Annotated in this window: 22 protein-coding genes and 1 tRNA gene; 4 read left to right on the plus strand and 19 right to left on the minus strand. The window is 60.4% G+C overall.

Annotated features, from left to right (window positions below):
- The first annotated feature begins 376 nt into the window (after positions 1-376).
- A complete protein-coding gene (locus VT84_RS36915; RefSeq protein ID WP_082843071.1) occupies positions 377-937 on the plus strand; it encodes a low affinity iron permease family protein in 561 nt (186 codons plus the stop codon).
- Between the two features lie 6 nt (positions 938-943).
- Here the strand turns inward: VT84_RS36915 and ruvB are convergent, their stop codons facing one another.
- The 14 genes from ruvB to folE form a co-directional block, all read right to left on the minus strand.
- Positions 944-1,987: a Holliday junction branch migration DNA helicase RuvB gene (gene ruvB / locus VT84_RS36920; protein ID WP_082843072.1), complete on the minus strand. Its 1,044-nt coding sequence runs from the start codon at positions 1,985-1,987 to the stop codon at positions 944-946.
- Positions 1,988-2,041: 54 nt separating this feature from the next.
- Positions 2,042-2,470 carry a TIGR03067 domain-containing protein gene (locus tag VT84_RS36925; protein ID WP_082843073.1) on the minus strand — a complete coding sequence of 143 codons (429 nt, stop codon included), beginning with the start codon at positions 2,468-2,470 and terminating at the stop codon, positions 2,042-2,044.
- 3 nt (positions 2,471-2,473) lie between these two features.
- The gene (locus tag VT84_RS36930) at positions 2,474-2,908 is read right to left on the minus strand and encodes a hypothetical protein (RefSeq protein WP_082843074.1); all 435 of its coding nucleotides are present in this window, start codon (positions 2,906-2,908) and stop codon (positions 2,474-2,476) included.
- A gap of 4 nt (positions 2,909-2,912) precedes the next feature.
- Positions 2,913-3,632: a Holliday junction branch migration protein RuvA gene (ruvA, locus tag VT84_RS36935; RefSeq protein WP_082843075.1), complete on the minus strand. Its 720-nt coding sequence runs from the start codon at positions 3,630-3,632 to the stop codon at positions 2,913-2,915.
- A complete protein-coding gene (gene ruvC, locus VT84_RS36940) occupies positions 3,629-4,276 on the minus strand; it encodes a crossover junction endodeoxyribonuclease RuvC (protein WP_082843076.1) in 648 nt (215 codons plus the stop codon). The genes ruvA and ruvC overlap by 4 nt, the downstream gene beginning before the upstream one ends.
- A 90-nt stretch (positions 4,277-4,366) precedes the next feature.
- Positions 4,367-6,070 carry a cysteine--tRNA ligase gene (cysS, locus tag VT84_RS36945; RefSeq protein WP_082843077.1) on the minus strand — a complete coding sequence of 568 codons (1,704 nt, stop codon included), beginning with the start codon at positions 6,068-6,070 and terminating at the stop codon, positions 4,367-4,369.
- A 134-nt stretch (positions 6,071-6,204) separates the two neighbouring features.
- Positions 6,205-6,684 (minus strand): 2-C-methyl-D-erythritol 2,4-cyclodiphosphate synthase, encoded by a 480-nt coding sequence (gene ispF, locus VT84_RS36950; RefSeq protein ID WP_082843078.1) that lies wholly within the window; start codon positions 6,682-6,684, stop codon positions 6,205-6,207.
- 85 nt (positions 6,685-6,769) lie between these two features.
- Positions 6,770-7,078, minus strand: coding sequence for a hypothetical protein (locus VT84_RS36955; protein ID WP_082843079.1), 309 nt, complete (start codon positions 7,076-7,078; stop codon positions 6,770-6,772).
- Positions 7,079-7,097: 19 nt separating this feature from the next.
- A complete protein-coding gene (gene moaA, locus VT84_RS36960; protein ID WP_082843515.1) occupies positions 7,098-8,108 on the minus strand; it encodes a GTP 3',8-cyclase MoaA in 1,011 nt (336 codons plus the stop codon).
- Between the two features lie 67 nt (positions 8,109-8,175).
- Positions 8,176-8,748: a histidine phosphatase family protein gene (locus tag VT84_RS36965; protein WP_052549691.1), complete on the minus strand. Its 573-nt coding sequence runs from the start codon at positions 8,746-8,748 to the stop codon at positions 8,176-8,178.
- Positions 8,745-9,173, minus strand: coding sequence for a molybdenum cofactor biosynthesis protein MoaE (locus tag VT84_RS36970; RefSeq protein ID WP_082843080.1), 429 nt, complete (start codon positions 9,171-9,173; stop codon positions 8,745-8,747). The genes VT84_RS36965 and VT84_RS36970 overlap by 4 nt, the downstream gene beginning before the upstream one ends.
- Before the next feature lie 16 nt (positions 9,174-9,189).
- A complete protein-coding gene (gene moaD / locus VT84_RS36975; RefSeq protein ID WP_082843081.1) occupies positions 9,190-9,435 on the minus strand; it encodes a molybdopterin converting factor subunit 1 in 246 nt (81 codons plus the stop codon).
- 1 nt (position 9,436) lies between these two features.
- Positions 9,437-12,553, minus strand: a complete 3,117-nt coding sequence (locus VT84_RS36980) for an FAD-binding and (Fe-S)-binding domain-containing protein (RefSeq protein ID WP_082843082.1) — start codon at positions 12,551-12,553, stop codon at positions 9,437-9,439.
- Between the two features lie 84 nt (positions 12,554-12,637).
- Positions 12,638-13,210 carry a GTP cyclohydrolase I FolE gene (gene folE / locus VT84_RS36985; RefSeq protein ID WP_082843083.1) on the minus strand — a complete coding sequence of 191 codons (573 nt, stop codon included), beginning with the start codon at positions 13,208-13,210 and terminating at the stop codon, positions 12,638-12,640.
- Positions 13,211-13,445: 235 nt separating this feature from the next.
- Here folE and VT84_RS36990 point away from each other — a divergent pair, with 235 nt between their 5' ends.
- The 3 genes from VT84_RS36990 (at position 13,446) to VT84_RS37005 (ending at position 20,511) form a co-directional block, all read left to right on the plus strand.
- Positions 13,446-15,245, plus strand: coding sequence for an acyl-CoA dehydrogenase family protein (locus tag VT84_RS36990; protein ID WP_082843084.1), 1,800 nt, complete (start codon positions 13,446-13,448; stop codon positions 15,243-15,245).
- A 266-nt stretch (positions 15,246-15,511) separates the two neighbouring features.
- Positions 15,512-16,495, plus strand: coding sequence for a DUF1559 domain-containing protein (locus VT84_RS36995; protein ID WP_082843516.1), 984 nt, complete (start codon positions 15,512-15,514; stop codon positions 16,493-16,495).
- A 548-nt stretch (positions 16,496-17,043) separates the two neighbouring features.
- Complete coding sequence (locus VT84_RS37005) at positions 17,044-20,511, plus strand: PVC-type heme-binding CxxCH protein (RefSeq protein WP_082843085.1); 3,468 nt, start codon at positions 17,044-17,046, stop codon at positions 20,509-20,511.
- 112 nt (positions 20,512-20,623) lie between these two features.
- Here VT84_RS37005 and VT84_RS37010 read toward each other — a convergent pair whose 3' ends face one another.
- The 5 genes from VT84_RS37010 to VT84_RS37030 form a co-directional block, all read right to left on the minus strand.
- Positions 20,624-21,055, minus strand: coding sequence for a TIGR03067 domain-containing protein (locus tag VT84_RS37010; protein WP_082843086.1), 432 nt, complete (start codon positions 21,053-21,055; stop codon positions 20,624-20,626).
- Positions 21,056-21,225: 170 nt separating this feature from the next.
- Complete coding sequence (locus VT84_RS37015; RefSeq protein ID WP_082843087.1) at positions 21,226-22,053, minus strand: metallophosphoesterase; 828 nt, start codon at positions 22,051-22,053, stop codon at positions 21,226-21,228.
- Between the two features lie 168 nt (positions 22,054-22,221).
- Complete coding sequence (locus tag VT84_RS37020) at positions 22,222-23,151, minus strand: hypothetical protein (protein ID WP_157470275.1); 930 nt, start codon at positions 23,149-23,151, stop codon at positions 22,222-22,224.
- A gap of 291 nt (positions 23,152-23,442) precedes the next feature.
- Positions 23,443-23,517, minus strand: a tRNA-Pro gene (locus tag VT84_RS37025).
- A 67-nt stretch (positions 23,518-23,584) separates the two neighbouring features.
- The gene (locus VT84_RS37030; RefSeq protein WP_052549663.1) at positions 23,585-24,097 is read right to left on the minus strand and encodes a hypothetical protein; all 513 of its coding nucleotides are present in this window, start codon (positions 24,095-24,097) and stop codon (positions 23,585-23,587) included.

Here is a 24,097-nt window from a genome sequence, read left to right on the forward strand (position 1 = left end):
GCCAATTAATCGAGGAAAACTCAACACAATTAGACAGCGAGGCCCGGTCGGAAATGGTCCGACCGGGCCTCGTCATTTGAAGACTTTGTTCTGGCCTTATTATTCAGGCGTAACGATGCTGCTGCGGTTGCAGGCGAAGTGTTGAACGAACAGAACCAGGGCCAATAGCGGGTTTCTTTCTATTTGGTGTCTTTCGCACGTTCCTTATCTGCTGCTCGAATCTCAGCGCCTGAATCAGACTCACATGGACTCGATTTCCACACACCCGAGAGTGCGGAGGTCAAGCTCGTATGCCTCTTGGCTAACGGCTGCACGAGCGATGGTACGTAGTTTGCTTTACTGACGCCGCGGTTGGTTCCGGGGTGTGAGGTGCAACATGACCGCGAAGGGCGGGTGGCTCGAACGTGCGTCCGGGTACGCGACGAAGTGGACGGGTAGCTCCGTTGCGTTCGGTCTTGCTGTGGGCACGATTCTCGTCTGGGCTGTTACGGGTCCGTTGTTCAATTTCTCGGACACGTGGCAATTAGTCATCAATACCGGTACTACCATCGTGACCTTTCTGATGGTGTTCCTGATTCAGCGCGCCCAAAACAAGGACTCGCACGCGATTCACTTGAAATTAAACGAAATCGTTGCGGCGCTGCCGTGTACGAGTAACCGGCTCATTAGTGCCGAAGAGTTGTCAGAAGAAGAAGTCAGGATACTGAGTGAACACTTTCACAAACTCGTAGAACTCGCGAAGCGGGATTCTGATCTGAAGCAATCGCACTCGATTGAGGACGCGGAAGCCGATCACGCGCGGAAGCAGGAGCGGAGTGGGCAGCCAACCGGAGAAGCGAGTGGCGAGCCGCGTAAGAAACGGAGGCGCCACAAGAAGTCTGGTGGTTCGCCCGCGCCACTGAATTTGAACGGTCAACAGACGCCGAACTCGACGTGAACGGCATCAATCAAACAACGACCCACCCTGCTTGTCTTCGGTTTTTGGCTTGGGCGCTAACTTGCCCAGCGCGATGTAGGCACGGGGCATTGCAACGCGACCGCGTGGCGACCGCGTAATGTACTGTTCGCGGAGCAGGTACGGCTCGATTTCGTCGGCGAGAGTGTCTGAAGCGAGGTTGATTGTCGCTGCGAGCGCTTCCACGCCGGTCGGCCCGCCGGCGTAAAGGTCGATCAGTGTTTCCAAATATTTACGGTCGTTTTTGTCCAGTCCGTCGCGGTCCACTTCGGCCATGTCGAGCGCGGCTCGTGCGATCGGCTCAGTGATGGGGCCGTCGTGTTCTGCTGCGGAGTAATTGCGCGTCCAGTGTAACCGCGAGTTCGCAACGCGCGGGGTTCCGCGACTGCGGCGCGCGAGTTCGTGCGCGGCTTCTGGCGTGATGGGGGTGTTCAGTTTTGCCGCGTTCACGCGGACGATCGTGGCAAGTTCCTCGACGCTGTAGAACTCCAGATGCTCGTGCATCTTGAAGCGGTCGCGCATCGGGCCGGAGAGCATCCCGCTTCGAGTCGTGGCGCCGATCAGTGTGAAGCGCTTCAGGTTCATCGAGATCGTTCGTGCGCTCATGCCCTCACCGAGCACGATGTCGATGCGGAAGTCCTCCATCGCGGGGTAAATGAACTCCTCCACGATGCGCGGCATGCGGTGGATTTCGTCGATGAACAGCACCGAACCTTCGTCGAGGTTGGTGAGGAACGGGAGCAAGTCCGCGGGCTTCGAGAGCGCGGGGCCGCTGGTTAACTGGATCGAGGTGCCGAGTTCGTTCGGCAGTACGGTGGCGAACGTGGTCTTACCCAGACCGGGCGGGCCGTCGAACAGGATGTGCCCGAGCGGTTCGTTGAGTTTCTTGGACGCGCGAACCGCGATCTCCAGGCGCTCCGCGACCTTCCGCTGACCGATCACTTCCTTCAGCAGCTTCGGCCGCAGTGCGGCGTCGTGCTTGTGCGAATCGTCACCGCTCGAACCGGAGCCAATTACTTTCTCGCGCGCCATCGGTTGGGTTCCTGTACTGTTCGTTTTGCGTCCGCTCTGGGGCAGACTGCTCTGTTATTTCTTTTCGCGCTTGAACGTCAGGAGCATCAGCGGGGTCTTCGCCTTCGCCTCGAACGTGGTGGGCCGGTCGGGTTTCTCGGAGTTGAGACACAGCACGACTGTGTCGTCCTTCAGTTCGTAAAGGCCCGGCAACGTTCGCCCCTTGAACGGTCCCTTCTCGCGCGTAGTGAGATCGATGTGTTTTGGCTTCTGGGTCGCATCGATCTTGATCGTGCCTTTGTCCGAATTTTCGCCGAAATCGATGACGTACTTGTCATCCGTGACGATCAGCTTCATCCCCTTGAAGTCTTCCTTGTGGTCGCGCCCGCCGAGCTTTGCGTCCTCAATGAGCCACGTTCCCTGAAGCGCCTTCAGATCACCTTTTGGCTCTTCAATGAACGCAGAAGTGAGCAAAACGCACAGCATTGAAGCAGTTTGCAGCATGGGTTACTCGTTCTCGTCACCAGAAACTTTTGTGCGAGCGTCGTCGAGCAATTTTACCCACAACCGATCTTGGAGCTCCGCACCGAAATACGGCTGGAGCAACGCACACACATCCCAGAGGATTTGCGCCTCGGCCTCGTGCTCGATTTTGAGCTTTTCCTTGTCGCGAAAGCGCATGACGAACGCGAATAGGACGAGCGCCTCGGCTTTGGTCAGACTGAGCGTGATCTCGTTGTCGGTGTAACGATGGCCTTCTGAGTCTGAGTATTTTGCGAGTTTGGCCTCTGTGATTGTGTCCTCAACAGAGAAGATCTGCGGGCACGGTTGACTCGGCTTGATTGCGTTTACCAACAGTTGACCTAACCGCATGTCCGGCGAAGTGTGCCAGACCGCACGGAGTTGTTCGGTGATCCTGTCGATGCGGTTAGGGTCGCGCATTATTTCAGCCCTTCTGCTGCGCGAAGATGATGGCGAATGCGTCTTGCAGTGAACGGAACGACTTGCCGGACATCAGGAGATCGTCGAGCTTCGCGCGCGCTTCGATTGGGTTGAGCCCCAAGCCCATTAGCGCGAGGTAGATGTCCTCAATGAGCTGGCCGTCGGCCGCGGTCACGAGTGGTTCCGTTACAGGTGCTTCCGCGGCGGGGGCACTGGCCTTCTTGGTTGTTTTGCCCTTCTTTTCGACGACCGCGTCCGGCACTGCTGTTTCAGGGGCCGGAGTGGGTGAGTTCATCACCGCGAACTTGGTCACTTTACGCTTCAGGGTGGTGACGATCTGCTCCGCGGTCGTCGGGCCGATGCCGGGGAGCGACGAGAGCCATTTTGCGTCCTGGCGGCTGATCGCGTCGGCGATGGTTTTGATGGGGAACGCCATCGCCTTGAGCGCCTTTTTTACGCCGATTTTTTCGACGGTGCAAAACAGGTCAAAGAAGTCCAGTTCCGCTTCGCTGATGAACCCGATGCGCCGCGGAACGAACCGGCTCCCGACGGAGTTGCCTTCCAGGTATTCCGTGACGTGGAACGTGATCTCCTGACCGACCCGCATCTGAATCTGCCGACGAACCGCTTCGGACACCATTACCTGATACTCGAACGCGCCGATTTGCAGCCGGGCTTCTTCGTCGAGAACGCGCGTCAGTACGCCCGTCATTTTGGTAATCATTGCGGTTCGTCCTCGATCAGTGAGGCTTCGCTGCTCGGTTCCAGGTCTTCGTCGGGGTCGTTACCGAGTAGAGCTTGCATGTTAACGCCGGTGAAGGTGGCCCCGCGTGCGCCGCCCATGATTCCGCTACCGGTCGCGAAGTAGTGGCAGAGGGCGATACCGAGCGCGTCGGCCACGTCGTGCGGTTCGGGCGGACCGGCGAGGTTGAGTTCGCGTGCGACCGCGTACTGCATCTGCTCTTTGCTCGCGCGCCCGCTACCCGTCACGAGTTTTTTCACCTTGGTGGCCGCGTAGCTCGTCACGGGGATGTTTCGCTGGGCGCCTGCGAGGAAGTACACCCCTCGGGCGTGGGCCATGAGGATTGCGGTTCGCGGGTGTTCGTAGTGGGCGTAGAGCTGCTCAACGGCCATTCCGGACGGCTTCCACTCGTCGAGTACCTCACACAACCCATCGTAAAGGGCTTTGACGCGCCGTGCCATGTCGGAAGTATCGCGCCCTTCGGCAGAACGGATAACACCGGCATCGACGACACGCGGACCGCGATCGGTCACTTCGAGGACGCCGTAGCCGGTCGTTTGTAAGCCCGGATCGAGGCCGAGGATACGGCGCGGGACGGGTGGAACGGGGGTGGAAGGCGTGGTCATGGGAACGGCCTTAGCGCGGAAGGATGCCCCGCAAATAGCCGAGAATGCGATTTCCCGGAATGTCAGAGCGATCCTTTCCGCGCGGTCGCGTTATCCGACGCGCCACGTCGTACCGCCGGGCCGGTCTTCGAGGGTGACGCCGAGTTCGCCGAGCCGCTTCCGAATCAGGTCCGTTTGGTCGAACAGCGGCTTCTTCAGCGGATTGTCTTTTGCGGCATCCTTCGCGGTCGCGCGCAGATTGTTCCGCAAATCGAGGAGCAACTGCATAAGGCCAGAAACGAGCGCGTCACCCCCACCTAGTGCTTTGGCTTCCGCGGTAAACGTGAGGCCAAGAACTTGAGCAATTTCTTTGAGGAGGGGGATACCCTCTTCAAGTTGAGCTTTTGCTGTTGCTTGACCGCGCCGGATTTCTTCATCGAACGCTTGGCCAGGAGTCAAGGTGGTAGAAGGTTCCAGCGGAGCATCAGGAGTGTCGGAATTCTCACCCACAAGGCGACGAATAGTTTCCATCCCTAGGGTAAGGTTCTCACGTTTCCAAGTGGACGGGTCACCTTGTTCAATTACGGAGCAGAGTCCGTTGAGAATTTTTACAAGATCAAACAGAACGCCAACTGCACCGCTTGTATTAAAATCATTATCTAAATGTTCTCTAAATCTACTGTATAAATCGTTAAAGAAAGTGTACGTGAATTTGCGCTCTGGCTCTGCTCTCGTTGGTGCCGGGTAGTCGGCGAAAGATTTTCCAGTTACCCGTTGTACACTCTCCGCAAATCTCAGAAAGGTTTCATGTGCCGTTCGCGTTTCTACCATTCCTTCGGGAAGAGGTGTTGCTGGGTTATTCCAATCCCATATGCCGAGGTCGATTGGCGAACGGTAGTGCGTCTTCAGCATGAAGTACCGTAGCGCGTCGCCGGACATATGTTCGATTGCCTTGGCCACGTTTAGTACGTTGCCAAGTGACCCAGCCATTTTTGCTTCTTTGCCGTCCTTGTCCTTTAGCTTCAGCAGTCCATTGTGCATCCAGATGTGCGCAAAGGGTTTGTCGGTCCAGCTTTCGCTCTGAGCCAGTTCGTTCTCGTGGTGCGGGAACTGGAGGTCCAGCCCGCCGCCGTGAATGTCGAGCGTTTCGCCGAGTTCCTTGATCGCCATGCAGGTGCACTCGATGTGCCATCCCGGGCGCCCGCGACCGCACTTGAACGGGCTCTCGAACTGCACTTCCTTCGGCTCGCCAGGCTTCGACTTCCAGAGCGCGAAGTCGCCGGGGTTGCGCTTCTTGGGGTTCGGTTCGAGGCGCGCGCCCGCTTCCATTTGCTCTGGGTCGCGGTTCGAGAGCTTGCCGTAGTCGGCGTCTTTCGCCACGTCGAAGTAAACGCCGTCGTCCACCTCGTAGGCATAGTCCTTTTTGATGAGCGCCTGAATGACCTCGATCATCCCGCCGATGTGGTCGGTCGCTTTCGGGAAGTGATCGATGCCCGTGACGTTCAGCGATTTGAGGCACGCGAAGTAGTCTTCCGTCATCTTCGCGGACAGTTCCGGCACCGTGGTGTTCAGTTCCTTCGCACGGTTGATGAGCTTGTCGTCTACGTCCGTGATGTTGACGATCCACTTCACCTTGTAACCGAGGTACGTGAGGTAGCGCTTCACGGTGTCGAAGATGACCGGGCCGACCATGTGCCCGATGTGGCTCGGCTTGTAGACCGTCGGCCCGCAGACGTACATCGTGACCGTGTCGCCCGGTTTCTTGTGGAACGGCTCCTTCTTGCGAGTGAGCGTCGAGTACACCTGAAGCGCCATAACCGGAAATCCTTCTTGTAGGTCGGGCTGTGCCCGACTCTTCGCTTCTCAATTAGCTACTTACGTCGGGCACAGCCCGACCTACGGTTTCTTGTTACCCGACTCTTTGCCGTCTGTGTCGAGCACCGCCCGATCTACGCTTTCTCGATTAAAACGACCGCGTGGCAGCCGATGGCTTCACTGCGGCCGATGTGCCCGACCTTTTCACCGGTCTTGGCCTTCACGTTCACGCAGTCCGTACCCAAACCGAGCAAGTTTGCCAAGTTGTTCTTGATCGCGGTCTTCACGGGGCCGAGTTTCGGCTCCTGCGCGAAGATGGTCACGTCCAGATTGACCGGTTTCCAGCCCATCTGGTTCAGGTTGGCGAGTGCTTCCCGCAGGAAAAGCCGCGAGTCCGCGTCCTTCCACTTCGGGTCGGTGTCCGGGTAGGCGTCGCCAATGTCGCCGAGTGCCGCAGCGCCAAGAAGGGCGTCGGTAACTGCGTGCAGCACCGCATCCGCGTCGGAATGGCCGACGAGTCCTTTTGTGTGCGAGATTTCGACCCCGCCGAGGATGAGGGGGCGGTTTTCCGCCAATCGGTGGGTATCGTGGCCGCTGCCGACGCGAACAGTCACCTTGTGAAACTCCCGCAGTGTAGTGAGTTGCGGGAATTGTACTTGTGGGCCGCCCGGTGCGACAACGCCAATAGAAGTGACGTGGTTACGATGCGAAATACGTGAAAAATGACATCAGCAGGGAGGCGACGACCATCATCCACGCGATCACGAGGAGTTTGCTGTCGTGGCGCTGGCGTGCTCGGAGTCGGTCGACGGCCCGTTCCAGTTCTGCGAGCCGTGCGACGATGATGGCCGATTCTTCGGACTGTTCGCGGACGCTGGCGGTGAGTTGGTCCAGTTGCGCTTCGAGCCGAATGATTTCGGTTCGGAGTTCGCGAATGACGGAGTCGGTTTTCTCGGGGCTGTCGAAGTCGTCGCGGTCGCTCTCGTACTCGTCGTCGAACCGGCTCATGGGGGTGTGCTCCGGGGCGCTAGCCGCCGATGGCGTGCATGGTACGGTCTGGTTTCACAAAGGTCGCGGCGTTGATTTCGTGGCCTTCCCATTTGGCCCACACGCTTTGTCTCAGCGCGTTTCGGATCGTCTCATCATTAATAGGCAGAGAGCGGAGCAATCCTTTCACATCGGTTTCGTCGAGAGCGAACAGGCAGTTTCTCAATTTCCCGTCCGCGGTGAGGCGGATGCGGTTACACGACCGACAGAACGGCCGCGACACGGACGCAATCACCCCCACGGTCCCGCTCCCGTCCCGGTAGGCGTAGTCGAGTGCGGGTGCGGACGGGTCCGCGGGTGCTGGTACCAGTGGCCCGACTTCGTTACCAATCAGCTCCAGGATTTCCGCCGCGAAGAAGACCTTCTCGCGCTCCCACGAATCTGCCCCAATGGGCATGTACTCGATGAAGCGCAACTCGAAGCTGTTATCCTTGCAATACTGTGCGAGCGGTACAACATCATGCTCCGCGAACCCGCGTATTGCAACAGCGTTAATTTTGATTGGGTCGAACCCCGCACGTTTGGCTGCATTTAAACCCGCGAGAACCTTCTCGACACCACCACGCCGTGCAAGAGCACGAAAGCGGTCGGGGTCGAGTGTGTCGAGCGAGACGTTTAGGCGCCGCAGTCCCGCGTCGAATAACTGGGCGGCCTGTTCTGCAAGTAGGATGCCGTTCGTGGTGAGGCCGATGTCCGTGATGCCGGACACGCTCACGATCATGCGCACGAGCTTGTGCAGATCTCGCCGCATCAGCGGCTCGCCGCCGGTGAGCCGTATCTTGTTCACCCCGAGATTTGCCGCCACGCGGACGAAGGACGCGATTTCCTCGAACGTGAGAAGTTCACCGCGATCGAGGAACGTCACATCCTCGGGCATGCAGTACGTGCAGCGGAGGTTACACCGATCCGTGACCGAAATGCGCAGGTTGTTGTGAACCCGACCAAAGGAATCCACGAGCGCGGAACCTGGTGTCTGGGACTCGGGATGCAGAACCGAGACTCGATCCGAGGCCAATCGTAATGGGTGTCGCGCGCTCACGCCTTCGTTCCGTCTTCGTTTAGCTGTTCCACACTTTGATGGCGGGTTCGGCGAGGTTGTGGTGGTTGAAACTCAGGACGCTTAGTGTCGCGGTGCTGAGCAGCATGGAGGTTGCGAGTGTCACCGGCTGCTCGATCCATCGTGCAGCAATGACGCGGAGGATGTGACCGTGTGCGAAACAGATCACGTTTCCGGTCAGTCCCTTTAGCTTCGCCACGAGGCGATCCACTCGCGCCGTGACTTCGTCCGGTGATTCACCGCCCGGGGCGCCGTCGCGGAACAGGTTCCAGCCCGGTTTTCGGACTTTGATTTCCGCGCTTTTAAGCCCCTCGAAGTCACCGTAGTTCCATTCGAGCAAATCCGGGTCCACGACAGGCGAAAACCCGGCGAGTTCCGCCGTTCGGCGCGCACGCGACAGCGGACTCGTGAACAGGTACTCGAACTTCAGCCCGACGAGTCGTTCGCCGAGTTTTCGGGCCGAATCTTCGCCATCCGGGGTGAGCGGGAGGTCCGTGCGTCCGGTGTGTTGTCCGGACTTCGACCACTCGGTTTCGCCGTGACGCGCGAGGTACACAGTCGGGAGGGCGCTCATGGTGCTCCGGGTTTCGCGGATTGGTGGACCCACTCTCCGGTTCCGTCCGGGGCGTTCTCCTTCTTCCAAATTGGCACGAGTTCTTTCAGCGTGTCGATGACGTAGCGGCACGCCTCGAACGCATCAGCGCGGTGCGGGCAACTGACTGCGACCGCGACACTGACTTCACCCACTTCGAGCCGGCCCAAGCGGTGAGCGATCGCGATTTCGCCGATCGGCCAGCGCCGGCGCGCGTCGGCTTCGATCTCCGCGAGTTTCTTTTCCGCCATCGGCGCGTAGGCTTCGTATTCGAGGAATACCGTAACTTGTTCGCCGGTCAGGTCGCGCACGGTGCCGAGGAACAGCACGACTGCCCCACAATGCGGGGAACGCGCCGTTTCCAGGAGGTTCGCGTGGTCGATGACGTCGTGCGTGAGCCGGAACATATCGTCAGTATACCGCTTAACCGCCGCTAACGGGGGGAATCACTGCGACTTCGTCGGCGGTTTGGAGTGGTTGCTCGTTCTCCGCAGCTTCGTGGTTCACTGCAATATTTGAACGCAGTAGCAGCGTGCGTGCGAGCGGGATTTGTTTGGCGATCTCGCGTCGTAAGTCGCCCACGGTTGTGCCGTCCGGGAGTTCGACTTCGACCGTGTCGGACCCGGCCAGGTCGCGCATTGCGGCGAAGAGTTTCACGGTAAAGGTCATGTCAGTCGCTCACGAGGTCGCCGAGGGGCTTGTGGAACCGCGGTTCGAGTTCGGGGAGCAGGCCGTAAGCGTAAGCGAGGTACTGCACAGGGTGGAGCGTGCGCTTCCCACTGCCTTCTTCCATCTGCATCCGGCACGCACTGCACTCGGTTGAACCGAACAGCACGCGCGGGCGATTTAGTTCTGCGAGCATTCCCGCACCGGCCGCGAGTGACGTCGCGTAGTTCTCGGATTTCAAGCCCCACGTGCCCGCCATGCCCGAGCAACCCGCGTCAATTGTATGCACCCGCAGACCGGGAATGAGTTGGAGCAGTGTGAGGGCCGGTGCGGTGCGGCGCAGGGCTTTCATGTGACAGGGAACGTGGTGCCCGAGGGTCACATCGAGCTTGCGGAAGTCCGTGCGGAGGCGACCGGCTGTGTGAAGTTCGTTGAGGTACGCGGTGAGTTCGACCGTGTTCGCAGCGACGGCCGCGGTGTCGGGGTCCGGGAGAATGTCCAGGTAGTCCTGCGTCAGCATGAGAGCGGACGTCGGTTCGAGGCAGACGATGCGATAGCCCTCGCGCGTGAGGTCCGCGAACACGCGCACGTTGCGCAGGGCTGATTCGCGGGCGGATTCGAGGTCTCCTTTTGCGAACGGTGCGATGCCGCTGCCGACCTGTCGCGGTGGAACGAACACTTCGATTCCGTGGTGCTGTAACACCGCGACCGCGGCCATTCCGATGAGCGGGTCGTTGTACGCCGCGAACACATCCACGAAGAGCGCAACGCGGTCCGATGTGTGAGGCACTAGGGACGGGAGCGCGTGGTTTGTTCTTTGATCTCCGGTCCGTCGTTTTCGGCGCGTTAGGCCGAGTCCGCGTGCGCGCCGGAAGAAGGTGCGGAGCGAGAACGCGGGAAGCCGGCGCTGGCGCGAGATGCCAACGAATTTCTCCATGAGCCAGCGCACTGAGCGCCGACCGAGCATCGCGTTCACGATGGGCGCGAAGTTACTCCCGATCGACGCCAATCCCTCCGCGCGGGCTAGAATCCAGTCGCCGCGCTCCAGGCCGTGCTCTGCGAAGCGCTGGGCTTTGGCTTCGAGCATGAGTTTGGGGACGTTGACCTTCGCGTTGCAATCGTCGCGGCACATCTTGCAGTTCACACACAACTCGGCCACCGCGCGCACTTCTTCTGGGGTCGCGGCCGTCGGGTCGGCCAGCACGCGGAGCGTGTTCGCCATCGCACGCGGAGTGGCGGCTTCGTTTCCGGTCGCTCGGAAAGATGGGCACATTCGGTCTGGTGCGGTGCGAGTTCGGCAGTCGCCGCACCCGTTGCACCGGCGCACTTCCGCTTCCGGGGAAGACGAAGACCACACGAGTAGCGGGGTAGCAGAAGATGGTCGAACGGACGGCTCGGCTGGTTCGTTGCCGTGCTCTTTATTCTCTTTTTCGGTGGCGGTTGTCTCGGGTTCCTGATTTCGGAACGCTGGGCGCAGGGGCCACGCTTCGCGACTCGGATCGGGGCCGACGATCTTCCCAGGGTTCAGAATGCCTTTCGGGTCGAAGATCCGCTTTAGCTCGCGGAAGACGGGAACGAGCGGACCGTACTGTCGCTCGACCCACGGTGTGCGGGCGAGGCCGGTACCGTGCTGTGTGCTAACGGTTCCGTGGAGCGCGAGTGCCAGTCCGTGGATGGCTTCCGCGAGCGGCCACAGCTTGGCGCGGTCAGTGGGTTCGTTGAGGTCGAGCAGCGGGCGCGTGTGAACTTGGCCGGTGAGAGCGTGAACGAGGAACGTGCCGCTCGTCTCGAACTGCTTCAGAATGTCCTGTGCTTTGGTGAGGAACTCGGGGAGCGAATCGGCCGGTACCCCGATGTCTTCGACGAACGCGACCGGGCGCTGACCGTTTTGTGCGTATAGGCCCGATACCGCGGCCGCGCGAATACCGCGAATGTGCGCGATGCCCTCGGGGTCGCAGGTCGGTTCGGCGAGCACGCGCAGAATGTGCTCCCGTTGCAGCGATTCGATCGCGCCCCATGCGCGCTCGGTCGCTTCGCGCTCGGTGTCGGCCTCGAATACAACCATGAGCGCCGCGCCTACGTCCGGAATGCCCGTTCCGCGTGTGAGTGAGAGCAGCCGGCGGTCGAGCAGATCACACGCGACCGGGCCGTATCGTCGCAGTGCGAGCCCCGCGCGCACGGCCGCGTCGAGTGTGGGGAAACCGATCAGCGCGAGACACGTTCCACCGGGGAGCGGGATTGCGCGCAGAGTGGCCTCGGTAATAACCCCGAGCGTGCCTTCGGACCCGACGAGCAGCTTTGCGAGGTCAACTACATCTCCATTGAGGACGCCGTGGAGCTGGTACGCACACCGATCAAACGGCGTCCGCGTGCGCGTGATCGCGATGCGTTCGGCGTTGAAGTTCAGGAGCTTGGTGACTTCTTGGGTGAGTGTGTCGTGGCGTGTTGTTTTAAGCCCCTCTCCGTTTAGGGGCGTGGTTGGGGAGGGGTTAGAGACAGAACCTAACCCCCCAACCCCCTTCCCTAAGAAGGAAGGGGGAGGAGACTCAGCGGACACCTGCTCTGCTAGGGACGGGGGGGTAGGTCTCCCGCTTCCTACGTTTCTTACTTCTCCGTTGTCCCACACGACTTCCAGCCCCGCGACGTAATCGCGCGTGTAGCCATAGTGGAAGGAATTTCCGCCAGAGGCGTTCGTCGCGATCATCCCGCCGATGGTGCAGGTCGCGGAACTGGCCGGGTTCGGTGCGAAGCGCCGGCCCACTTTTGCGAGCGCCGCATTGAGTTCGTTTAGCACTACACCGGGTTGAACCGTTACCGTATCCGCCCCCACAGCGAGCACGCGGCGGAAATGAACGCTCAGATCCAACACGATGCCGGAGTTCAGAGACTCCCCGGCGAGGCCGGTTCCCGCGCCGCGTGGAGTGAGGGGAATGGTGTGTTCGTGGCAGTAGCGAACGAGAGCCGCGATACTTTCGGTGTCTTCGGGAACCGCGACCGCGTGGGGATCGATCTGGAACGGGCTGGCATCGGTGGCGAACAGCCCGCGCGTGAGCCGGTCGAAGTGCAACCGCCCGCGGAACTGGCCGCGGAGGTCGTCGGTGATTTGCTTCTCGTCTAGCACGGGATTCGGGGTCCGGGATTCGGGCGAAGGCGTCCAGAATACAGGCAGGGTAGCGCTGTTTCTCCCCGAAACTCGTTCATTTGGCTAGCGCCCGAAAACGAGCGCCATCATTTCGGCGCGGGTGGCGGGGTTGTCGAGGAACCCGCCGCGCATGGAACTCGTAATGGTCATTGCCCCGGGTTTGCGCACGCCGCGAATGGTCATGCACGAGTGGCTCGCTTCGATCACCACGCCAACCCCGCGGGCCTTGAGGTGCGTCATGATGAGGTCGGCGATCTCTTCCGTCATGCGCTCCTGAACTTGGGGGCGCTTCGCAACGGCTTCCACCACACGAGCGAGCTTTGAGAGGCCGACGATTTGGCCGTTCGGCAGGTACGCGATGTGGGCTTTCCCGAGGAACGGGAGCAGGTGGTGTTCGCAGCACGACGAGAACTCGATGTCCTTCACAAGCACCATCTCATCGTGCTTTTGCGTGAACGTCTTCTGGAGGTAGATTGCCGGGTCGGTGCGCAGCCCCGAGAAGATCTCCGCGTACATGCGCGCGACGCGGTCTGGTGTTTCCAGCAGTCCCTCGCGGTCCGGGTTCTCACCCACGGCAATCAGGATTTCGCGCACCGCGTGCCGTAACCGTTCGTGATCCACTGTCAGTGCAGGCATGTGGTTCGGTGGGCGCGGGGCTTCGTCGGCTTCGCAGGGAACGGCGCTATGGGTCGTCTTACTCAACTGTGGCTCCGGGAGAGCGAATCCTGGCGTTCGTTGTGATATTGTACGCGGTTTCGGAAATCCGGGGGCACGCGGGCGGACACGATTCACCTTTGCTGAGTGCGGTATAATACTGCATTACAGCTCGGCCGCTTTTTCCTCTCTCGTGCCGGCACTAAGGGGTGCGCCAATGGCTCTCACTGCGCAGCAAATCGACGAACAGCGCAAGGAAGTCGAAGAACTCATCGCGGGGCCGGACGTCGGCTTCGCGAAAGCGCTGTTCTTCGGCAAGTTCAAGGGCGAACTGCTTTACCCGTACCCCACTCTCCCCGCCGACAAGCAGGCCGCCGCGGACGAGATGGCCGCGAAGGTGAGGAACTTTGCGGACGCGCACATCGACCACATGAAGATCGACCGCGAGGCCCGCATCCCGGACAGCGTGGTTCAGGGACTGGCCGACATCGGCATGTACAAACTGACGATCCCGCCCGAATACGGTGGCCTGGGCTTCGGCCAACAGCAGTACCTCAAGACGATGGAGATTCTCGGCGGGCACGACGCAAGTGTCGCTGTGTTCGTGAACGCGCACCACAGCATTGGCGTTCGGGCACTGTGTCTGTTCGGCAGCAAGGAACAACAAGCCAAGTGGCTGCCGGGGTTGTACGACGGCTCGAAGTTGTGTGCTTTCGCCCTCACGGAGCCGGAAGCGGGCTCGGACGCGGGGAACGTGCAGTCGGTCGCAACGCCGACAGAAGACGGTTCGGCTTACATTCTCAACGGTACGAAGCACTACATCACGAATGGTGGGATCGCGCACATCCTCACCGTCATGGCCCGTACACCGGACCCGTCCAACCCGAAGGGGAAGGTGACGGCGTTTCTCGTGACTCCCGACATGCCGGGGTTCGAGGTCATTGAGGCACGCGCGGAGAAGTGCGGCATTCGGGGAACCGCAACAGGCAAGATGCGGTTCACCAACATGCGCGTGCCAAAAGAAAACATTCTGGGGCAGATCGGGCGCGGGCTTCAGGCCGCGCTCACGGTACTCAACTACGGGCGGGTGACATTCGGTGCGACGTGTACTGGTCATGCGAAAGCGTGCATTAAAGCGATGACCGAGCACGCCAAGAAGCGTGTGCAGTTCCAGCAGCCGCTCAGTGAGTTCCACCTCGTTCAGAAGAAGATCGCGTTCGCCGCGGCGCACTGTTTCGCGATGGAGGCCGCGACCGCAGAGTGCGCCGCATTCATCGACCGGGGTGCGCCGGACTATATGCTCGAAACGGCCATTCTGAAGGTGTTCGCGACGGAGCACCTGTGGACGATCGTGAACGACACGCTCCAGGTCTACGGCGGGAAGGGGTACTTCTGCGATCAGCCGATCGAGCGCTGGATGCGCGACGCCCGCATCAACACGATCGGTGAGGGCGCGAACGACGTCTTGAAGGCATTCATCGCGGTCGTGGGGTGCCGCGGACCGGGGATGTACCTGAAAGGCCTGCAAGACGACATGCTCGGCGGGCGCTGGAGCCTGCGCAAGATCGGTCAGTCGTTGGGAGTGGTCGGTAAGCTCGCGGCCCCGTGGCTGACGACCAGCGCGCCGACCGTGCCGGTTCAATCGAGTGAACTCACTGAAGACGGCTACACGCTGGCGCGCCTGGTTCGCGAGTTCGGGCTGAAGTTACCGCACGTGTTCATGGCGCTGAAGGACGAAGCGACGTTCGCGCAGGCCGAACTGGTTCACGAACGCATCGCGGACATTGCGATTGACCTGTATGTGAGTTCGTGTGTACTAGCACGCCTCGATCACTTGCTCGCGGGCAAGGGCGGTAACGGCAAATCGATCGGGGCCGATCCTTACGCAGACACCGTGTCCGGCAAATACTTCCTGAAGCTTGCGTTCCGCCGCATCCGTGACCGCTTCGCGGCCCTTGATGACAACGACGATGTTAATTTGTTCGAGAGTGCGAAAAGCACGATCGCGAAGTTCTGAGACGGGAACGTGTTACGAATGAGAGGTGGATTCGCGCTCGCAAGCGGGCGGCCGGGATTTCGACGCACTATTGTACTGAACTATGAGAAGGCACCGCCCGCTCTTATGAATTTTTTGCTGGCGATAATTATCAGGTCGGTTTAGGATCATGTAGTTGATGAGTCGAAACCGAGGTGGTTTCTGCTTCCAATTCTCTTTTTTGCTCAAGCCGTTCTTTGCTCGGAGCCGTTCCCGCTGTCATTTTTTCTCTCTCCCAACGGTGTTTTATGCGTTCGCGTAGGGGATTTACGCTAATCGAGTTGTTGGTCGTCATTGCGATCATCGCGATCCTGATTGGGCTGCTGCTTCCCGCGGTCCAAAAGGTCCGTGAGGCCGCGGCCCGGATGAAGTGTCAGAACAACCTCAAGCAGATCGGGTTGGCGCTGCACAACTTCCACGACTCCAACGGGAAGTTCCCGGCGGCTGGTGTACTCACGGTGGCCAAGCCGGTGCCGGCCACGAATGCTCCGCCCAATCACCACACCTGGCTGACGCACTTGCTACCGTTCGTGGAGCAAGACAATCTGTTCAAGCAGACGAACATCAACGCTCCCGCGTGGGGGCAAGCGATCACCGCGACCGACGTGGGGCTCTTGCGTTGTCCGTCCGACGGCGGCTTCGGCAAGTCTGACGAAACGCACAACCTCGCCGTTACGAACTACGCCGGTAGCGAAGGTTATCACTGGTGGACGACCGCTGTTTTTAACCCGGGCACGGGCACGACGGGTGACTATTCTGGGTTGTTCACGGTCAACCGGACGTTCAAGTTCGCCGACGTCACCGACGGTACGTCGAACGTCGTGGCCGTCGCTGAAGTCACGAGCTACGGCTTCAAGAACGGTCCGTTTAACGCGCAGGGCGGCGGCATTCGCCGGGCCCGTGGCGGCGAATCGGTGTTCCGCGCGGCGTTTGTCTTCACCGGGTACGCTGGCACCTCGAAGTTCCCTCCGTTCATGGGTCCGGACGGTTCCGCCACTCCGAGCGTGGACGGACAATGGCTCAGCGGGCTCACCGCGCCGTATAGCTTCCCGCCGACCTACCTGACCGCGTGGGGCATTAACTGTGAGTGGCCGGGCGCCAGTTCGATGCACGGGAGTTCGGTCAACGTGGCCCGTGCGGACGGTTCGGTCGGCAGTATTAGCACCAGTATGTCCTGGCCGATTTGGGTCGCGGTAAACGGTGTCGGTGACGGCTCCGTCGTGAGCGAGTGACGCCCGTGTCCGCCTCTGCGGATGAGGCGGTGACTGGCCCGGTTTGCTGGGCCGCGGGACCGGGATTCATCCCCGTCGCCCCGCGGCCCGTTCCGTTGAAACACGTTAAATTCTCTCCGGTCTGTCGCCAACTCCCCGGCACGGACCCGTTCCATCGAATCGAGGCCAAACTCCGATGAAGAAGTGCTTTTCTCTCCTTGTTGCCGGTGTGTTCTTGACGGCTGTCGGGTGCGAAGACAAGAAGTTCCCGAGCGGCGCTGTTGACACGTCTGACCCGAACAAGACGATCGGGACGATGACTCCTTTGCAAAAGGGATCGGGTGACCCCACAGGCCTCAAAATGCCGAAGAAAGGCCCCTGATTCTGTGGTTTGTTAAATTTGAAACAATATGCCGACCCGGGTTTTGGTGTCAGAATAATCTGGCGCCGATACCCGGGTCGGTGTTTTAATTGATTGCCGCCGGACCCACTTCCCGCGGTTGCCGCATTTACCCGTCTGCGGTAGCCTCAATACATCCGCTGAATTCCCGCCCCGGAGCATCTCCTCTATGTCTCGCTATTTCGTTGCGCTACCGCCGTTGGTCGCGTTACTTTTCACAATTTCGCCCAACAGTACGCCGACTGCGGGCGCTCAACCCGCGAAGGGAAAGTCCGGCGACGAGGACGCACTGGCCCAGGTTCAACCCGCTGAGAAGGGGTTGAAGGTAGACGTGTGGGCCGCGGCCCCACTGATGATGAATCCCGTGAGTTTTTGCTTTGATGAGAAGGGCCGCGCGTTCGTTGCGGAGACGACGCGCTTCGAGCATGGCGTGCCCGACACTCGCGCGCACATGTACTGGCTCGACGAAGACCTTGCGAACCGGAGCATCGACGACCTGCTCGCGATGTACCGGAAGCACAACTTCAAGGGCTACGAGAAGTACGAGGACCAACTGCGGGTGGTGTGGGACAGTACCGGGAGCGGTAAGGCGGACAAGAGTGAAGTGTTTTCGGGCGGTTACAACCGGCCCCAGGACGGACTCGCGGCCGGCGTGCTCGCCCGCAAGGGGCAGGTGTACTTCACGTGTATCCCCGACCTGTACGTTCTGAAGGACACGAAGGGGACGAACAAGGCCGACGAAAAGAAGTCGCTGTTCACCGGGTTCGGGCCGACGGTGCAGTTCCTCGGTCACGACCTGCACGGCCTCCGTATGGGACCGGACGGGAAGCTGTACTTCAGCATCGGCGACCGCGGGTTCACGGTGACCACTAAGGAAGGAAAGAAACTCGAATACCCGAACACCGGTGCGGTGCTGCGGTGCGACCCGGACGGGAGGAACCTCGAAGTCGTTCACTCCGGGTTGCGGAACCCGCAGGAGATCGCGTTCGATGACTTCGGCAACCTGTTCACTTTTGATAACAACTGTGACAGCGGCGACCGGGCGCGGTGGGTTCACATTGTTGAGGGTGGCGACAGCGGGTGGCGCGGGGGCTTCCAGTACAGCACCGGTTACCACACGCCGGCGGTGCCACAGGGTAATCGTGGCGCATGGAACACGGAGAAGTTGTGGCTGCCGCAGCACGATGGGCAACCGGCGTGGATCGTCCCGCCTCTGGCAAACTTCGGGAACGGACCCGCGGGCATCACGCACTACCCGGGGCTCGGGCTGAACGACAAGTACAAGGACCACTTCTTCGCGTGCGACTTCACTTCGAGCGCCAGCAACAGTGTGATCTGGTCGCTGGCCGTGAAGCCGAAGGGCGCGGGTTTCGAGATCAGTAAGCCTGAACCGTTCGTGCGCGGGCTGGTTCCGACCGACTGCGAGTTCGGACCGGACGGCGCGTTCTACTGGTCCGACTGGGTTGGCGGGTGGGCGCCGCAGAACCGTGGGCGCATTTTCCGCGTTACTGACCCGGTGGCGATAAAGAATCCGCAGGTGGCCGAGGCCCAGAAGTTGCTCGCGGAGGGCTTCGAGAAGAAGAGCGTTGCGGAACTGGCCAAGCTGCTCGAATTCCCGCACCAGCAAGTTCGCCAGGAGGCCCAGTTTGAGTTAGCTTCGCGGAAGGTAGAAGACGCGACGATGGCGTTCACCGGTGTGCTGAAAAACTCGAAGAGCCAACTCGCCCGGCTGCACGCGGTGTGGGGATTCGGCCAAATTGCTCGGAAGACCGAGTCTGCTTGGGGGGCGTTGCTCGCTCTCGTGACGAACGAAAATACTGAGGTGAAGCGTGCGGCAATTGAGCAACTGGGCCGGGTAGTAGTCCACTCCGGCAGGAATGTGTCAGAGATAAATGATATTCGGGTAGCGATCCTGAAAACGTTTGTCGACCCGGATGATCGCGTGAAGGCCGCCGCTGCAGTCGCGTTTGGCAAGAGTGCTGGTCCAGGATTCGCTTTGCCGACCTACCCCGCGTCGGAGATGACACAGTTTGCTCCTCTCTTTGATTTGCTCAAGGCAAACAACAACAAAGATCCGTACCTCCGGCACGCAGCCGTAATGGGATTGGTTCACGCGGCTCGTAATCCCGTGGATCTGGTGAATGCGTTGAAGGTTGCGAAGGAGCAGGCGAAAGATAAGTACGACGTGCCCGCAGTGCGCCTGGGCGTTGTGCTCGCGCTGCGGAAGCACAAGAGTGACAAGGTCGCCGAGTTCCTCGCAGACGCTGATACCGGGATCGTCACCGAAGCGGCGCGGGCGATCTACGACGAGCGCATTGGTAATGGCGAGGCACTGGCGAAGTTCGCGGATAAGGCCGGTCAGCCGGATGCGATTGCTTTCCGCGCGCTGGCTGCGAACTACTGCCTGGGCACCCCCGAAGCCGCTGGTCGTGTTGCGACCTTCGCCGCACGTCAAAGTGAACCGGATTACGTTCGCGCGTTCGCGCTCAAGTTACTCGGCGACTGGACGAAGCCGCTGCGCCGCGATCCGATCACCGGGCTGACGCTCGACATCGCTCCGCGCGACTCGAGCATTGCCGTCAACGCGCTCAAGAAGGCGGGTGTCGGTGTGTTCGCGGGTTCGGACACCGTTCGCAAAGAAGCTGCTCAAGTCGCTGCGAAGTTGAACCTCAAGGAGTTCGGTCCGGCGATGGCCGCGCTCGTGAAGGACGCGAAGAACCCAGTTGGTACCCGAGTGGAAGCGCTGTTTGCGGTGGAGGCCCTCAAGGACGCGGGCATGAAGGAACTCGCGGCTTACGCACTATCGAGTGACGAACCGCGCCTTCGCGCTGCGGGGCGAACCGTGCAGTCGCACTTTGATGCGAGTACCGTTTTGAAAGCACTGCCCGCCTTACTTGAAGATGAGAAGACTTCGCTCGCTGAGAAGCAGGGCGCTTTCGCGATTCTCGCGACTCAGAAGGCTTCGGAGGAGACAGATAAACTGCTGTCCGAGTGGCTCGATCGGGTGGGTAGCGGCAAGGTTCCCGCCGCACTGGTACTCGACGTGCTCGATGCAGCCGAACAGCGGGCTAACACATCCAAGCTGAAGCTGTACACACAGCTCAAGCCGAAGGTGGAGAAGTACCGCTCGGGTCAAAACAAGATTGCGAACGAGGCGAACGGTAACAAGCTCGCACCGTTCCTCGAATCGCTCGAAGGCGGCGACATCGAGAAGGGTCGCAACATCTTCCTGAATAACTCCGCGGTTTACTGTCAGCGGTGCCACCGGCTCGACGGTCAGGGTGGTGACGTTGGTCCCGCGCTGAACGGGATCGCGGCTGATGTGCAAAAAGACCGGCGCTACCTGCTCGAAGCGATCGCACTCCCGAACGCGAAGATCGCGAAGGGTTACGAGACTGCGGTGTTGACGCTGGCCGACGACCGCGTCGTGACCGGCATCATTAAGGCCGAGGACAAGAAGCAGGTGAAACTCGTCACCGCGGAGGCGAAGGAACTGACGATCCCGACGGAAGACATTGTCGCGCGTCGGACCGGGCCGAGCGCGATGCCGGACGACTTGCACAAGAAGTTGTCGCGGCGCGAACTGCGAGACTTGGTCGAGTTCTTATCGAGTTTGAAAGAGTCGCTGAAGAAGTAAACTGCTTACTCCGCTTGGCGAGGGGCCGGTGCGAGCCGACTGGTGAGACTTCCACACAGTACGATGTGGAGTTTCACCGGTCGGCTCACACCGGCCCTTTGCATTTACGCGACTACTTCGCCTTCTTGTGGACTGCGACCACGATCCCACTGCCTTCAGCGCTCTCGAACTTCGTCGGCCGGTCCTTACCCGGTTCGGCGAACGCGACCGTCAGAGTGTCGCCATCGAGTTTCGCGATGCCGAGGAGCGTCTTGCCGTCGTAGGTGCCGCCTTTTGGTTTGATGTCGATGGTGACCGGCGACTTGGTGGTGTCGAGCGTGTAGGTGCCGGTCGTGGGGGCGGCCTTCGAGTCCTTCACCGGTGTGAGCGTGTACTTGCCGTCGGTGTGTTCGCGGGTTGCTCCCTTGAGCGCGTTGTTCGGCTTTCCGTCGCGGGTGACGGATTCGATCACCCACTTACCGGTCGTCGGGTCTTTCTTGTCGTCGGCAACAGCATAAGCCCCGAACACCGTGGCCACTAATCCCAGTGCGAGCAGCGTGCGCATGGTCACTCCTTTAAGTGCTATTCGCCCGCGGAAGCGCGGGCCGGGAATGGTATAGCGGGAGTTGGTAAAGCGGCAGGAGGTGGAAAACTGCCGCGCCGCGGCGCTTTCAGGCTACTTGCGTGGTTCGTACTCGGTGGCTTTGTTTTTGCCACACGAGCGCGGTGGTAGAACTATGCACTTCGCAGCGTCATGAACGTCAACTCGGGGCGGCTCCCGACGCGGAACGGCGCGCTCGTGGTACCGAGGCCGCGCGAGATGTATACCTGCGTGTTCGGAGCTTGAACGAGTCCCTTCAGGTACTTGGTCCCGTAGTGGCTGGGAACGAACGGTGCGTCACCGGTCGGAAACACGACCTGACCACCATGCGTGTGACCGCTCAAGATCAGGCCGACGCGCGGGTCGCGCATTTTCTCCGCGACGTCCGGGTTGTGGCTCAGGAGCAAACACGCATCTTCGATCGTGGCATCGCCGAGTGCGGCCTTCACGTCGACCTTACCCATCCACAAATCATCGACACCTGCCAAACGGAACCGGCTACCGTTGCGCTCGATCCAGACACCGCGGTTCGTCAACTCGCCTATTTCCGCTTCTCGAAAGCCGGCCCGAGTTGCATCCAGCCCGTGCCAGTAATCGTGATTCCCGAGAACACCGAACACGCCCAGCGGAGCGTCAAGTGCGGCCATCGCATGAAAGCACGGGCGAATGTATTTCTCTTCCTTGAGGGAGTAGTCGCCGCCCAGAACGATCAGGTCGGGGCGCAGGGCGAGAGTGGTTCGCACCACCGCGTTGACGTAATCGAGCGAGGTGAACGGGCCGTGGTGAATGTCGGTGAGGAGAGCGACCGTCGTACCGTCGAATTCTTTTGGCAGGTGCGGGAGCGCGATCGTGGGCCGCGTAACCTGAACCCAACCCGACTCGAACAGTCCATACGCAACACCACACCCCAACCCCGGCACGACCGAAGCAAGAGCCGCTTTCAGAAAGATCCGACGATTCATCGCGGGCACTCGATGAAGGAACCGAACTCGCCAGTGACCAAGATAGGTAAAGAGGGGGTCGAAATACTAGTGCGTGTTCTGGAGAGTGCAAGGAAAGCGAAATGGAATTGTCCGAATCACTGGCGCGACAATTGGAGCGCAAAGCAGAATTAGCGCAATTGCACCGCCCTACCCCGCGAACTGCCAGTGGATGAAACGATTCAGCAAAACGAGTTGCGCGAAGGTGAACCCAATTAATGTCACAGCGAACAGTAACCTTCGGGAGCGGAGCAGGTCGGCGAGTTCGATGAACGCGGGTAGCGATGCGAGCACAACGCGGTGGCCACTCAGAAGTGTACCAGATGCGAACATCTGGGCCACGGGTACCAACGTGAGCGCGCCCCAGAATGCTCCGCGCTTGTGCCACGCGCGAATTCCGAGAACTGTTACACCCAGCACGAGAAATGCTTCACCCCAATGTGGCAAAGTGGGATCGTAGATAGATTCGATAGTGCTGAACGGGTTCTTCCACGATAGTGGCGCCCGTCCCCATTTCGAGTGCGCTTTTAGGCTCGCGAACGGGTCGTCCGTGATCCACCACAGAAAGCCCCAGAAGAGCGCGATGCCGCCAGCGCTACCGATCACGAGAGCCAGAGTGCGCGGGAGTTCTTTTCGGTCGCGCTTGGCGACCCAATCACAAGCGGCTGCGACCCCGAGCGCGACACCTGTTAATCGCGCGAGTGATCCACCGAGTGAGGCGAGCCCGGCCGTGATGGGTCGGTGCCGGAGCCAAGCCGTAAGTGCGAGTGCGGTGAAGAACAGGCCAAACGATTCGTTGTAGGCCGCGGAAAAAAAGAACGCGGTAGGGAACGTGAGCAGGAGCGCCAGTGTTCGCCAGGCCGTACCGGGATCGTTGAGGAGGTGCGAGGCGACGCGCCCGAATACCGCCGCACCCGCTGCCCCAATGAGGTTCGCGATTATCACTCCGGCCCAAAACATGTTCAGGCCGAGCAGGTTCGCGAGGGCCATGCTCGCGGGCATCGCGGGCTGAAACGCGACCCCACTTTGACCATCCGGGCGGGTGCTATTGGCGAACCCCTTCTCCGCGATTTCAGCCATCCACACTGCGTCCCACCGGTACCACGGTTCGATGTGGCGCGCGGAGCTGAGACTGCAGGCGTCGCGAATGTGCGTGGGAGTTTCGTTGTGGGAGTAGGGATCGGGGGGAAGTGTCGCGAGCACTAGACCAAGTGCAACCGTACAAATTCGGACCGCGAGCGCAATCAGGAATAGGGGTAGGAACCGTGGCGTGGGATTCGGGGTCATTGTGCGAGTATAGAACGCTGTGAGGCTCGCGCGATCGGTGAATCCGTTCGCGCGAGCCTCACAGCGTTCGTACTCGGTCAAAAGTCGGGGCGGCGGGATTTGAACCCACGGCCTCCTGCTCCCAAGGCAGGCGCGCTAGCCAGACTGCGCTACGCCCCGATTCGTGCGGGTGACAACCGACCCGCACTCATGTTATCGATTCGGACACGGCCGCGGTAGGCCAGGTTCACTTTGCCAGCTCGAACGACTTCACGAAATCCTCCGCTTCTTTCCCCGTCACAACGTCCTTCGCTTCGGACACGACGAACACTTGGTACAGCCGGTTTTCTACCAGCACGAGTGTCACGCGCAGGTTCAGGCTATCTTTCTCCGCGAAGATTTCGCGCGCCGGGAACTCTTTCCCGTTCGCTTTGAATTTCGTTTCGGCCGACTTGTTGACCTTCGCCTTGAAGATGTCGACGAGGCCCTTCTCACCACCTTCGAGCAACTTGGGCGGCGTGGCCCCTTTGATGACGTCCGCGGGCATGTCCGAGTAGATCACCGCGAAGCCGTTCTTGCCCTTCTCCACGATCGTGATGTTCAGGTCCAGACCGCCGGCTTTCGGAGTTAGTGCCTTCGGCTTCTCATCGCCGGGGAACTTTACACTGAACTTGCCTTCCTTCGACTCGAACTTCTTGTCGTCGGCGCCAACCGTGCCAACGAACACCATCAACGCGGCTACTGTGAACATCGTTCGCAT

It is taken from the genome of Gemmata sp. SH-PL17, from assembly GCF_001610855.1.
GTDB lineage: Bacteria > Planctomycetota > Planctomycetia > Gemmatales > Gemmataceae > Gemmata > Gemmata massiliana.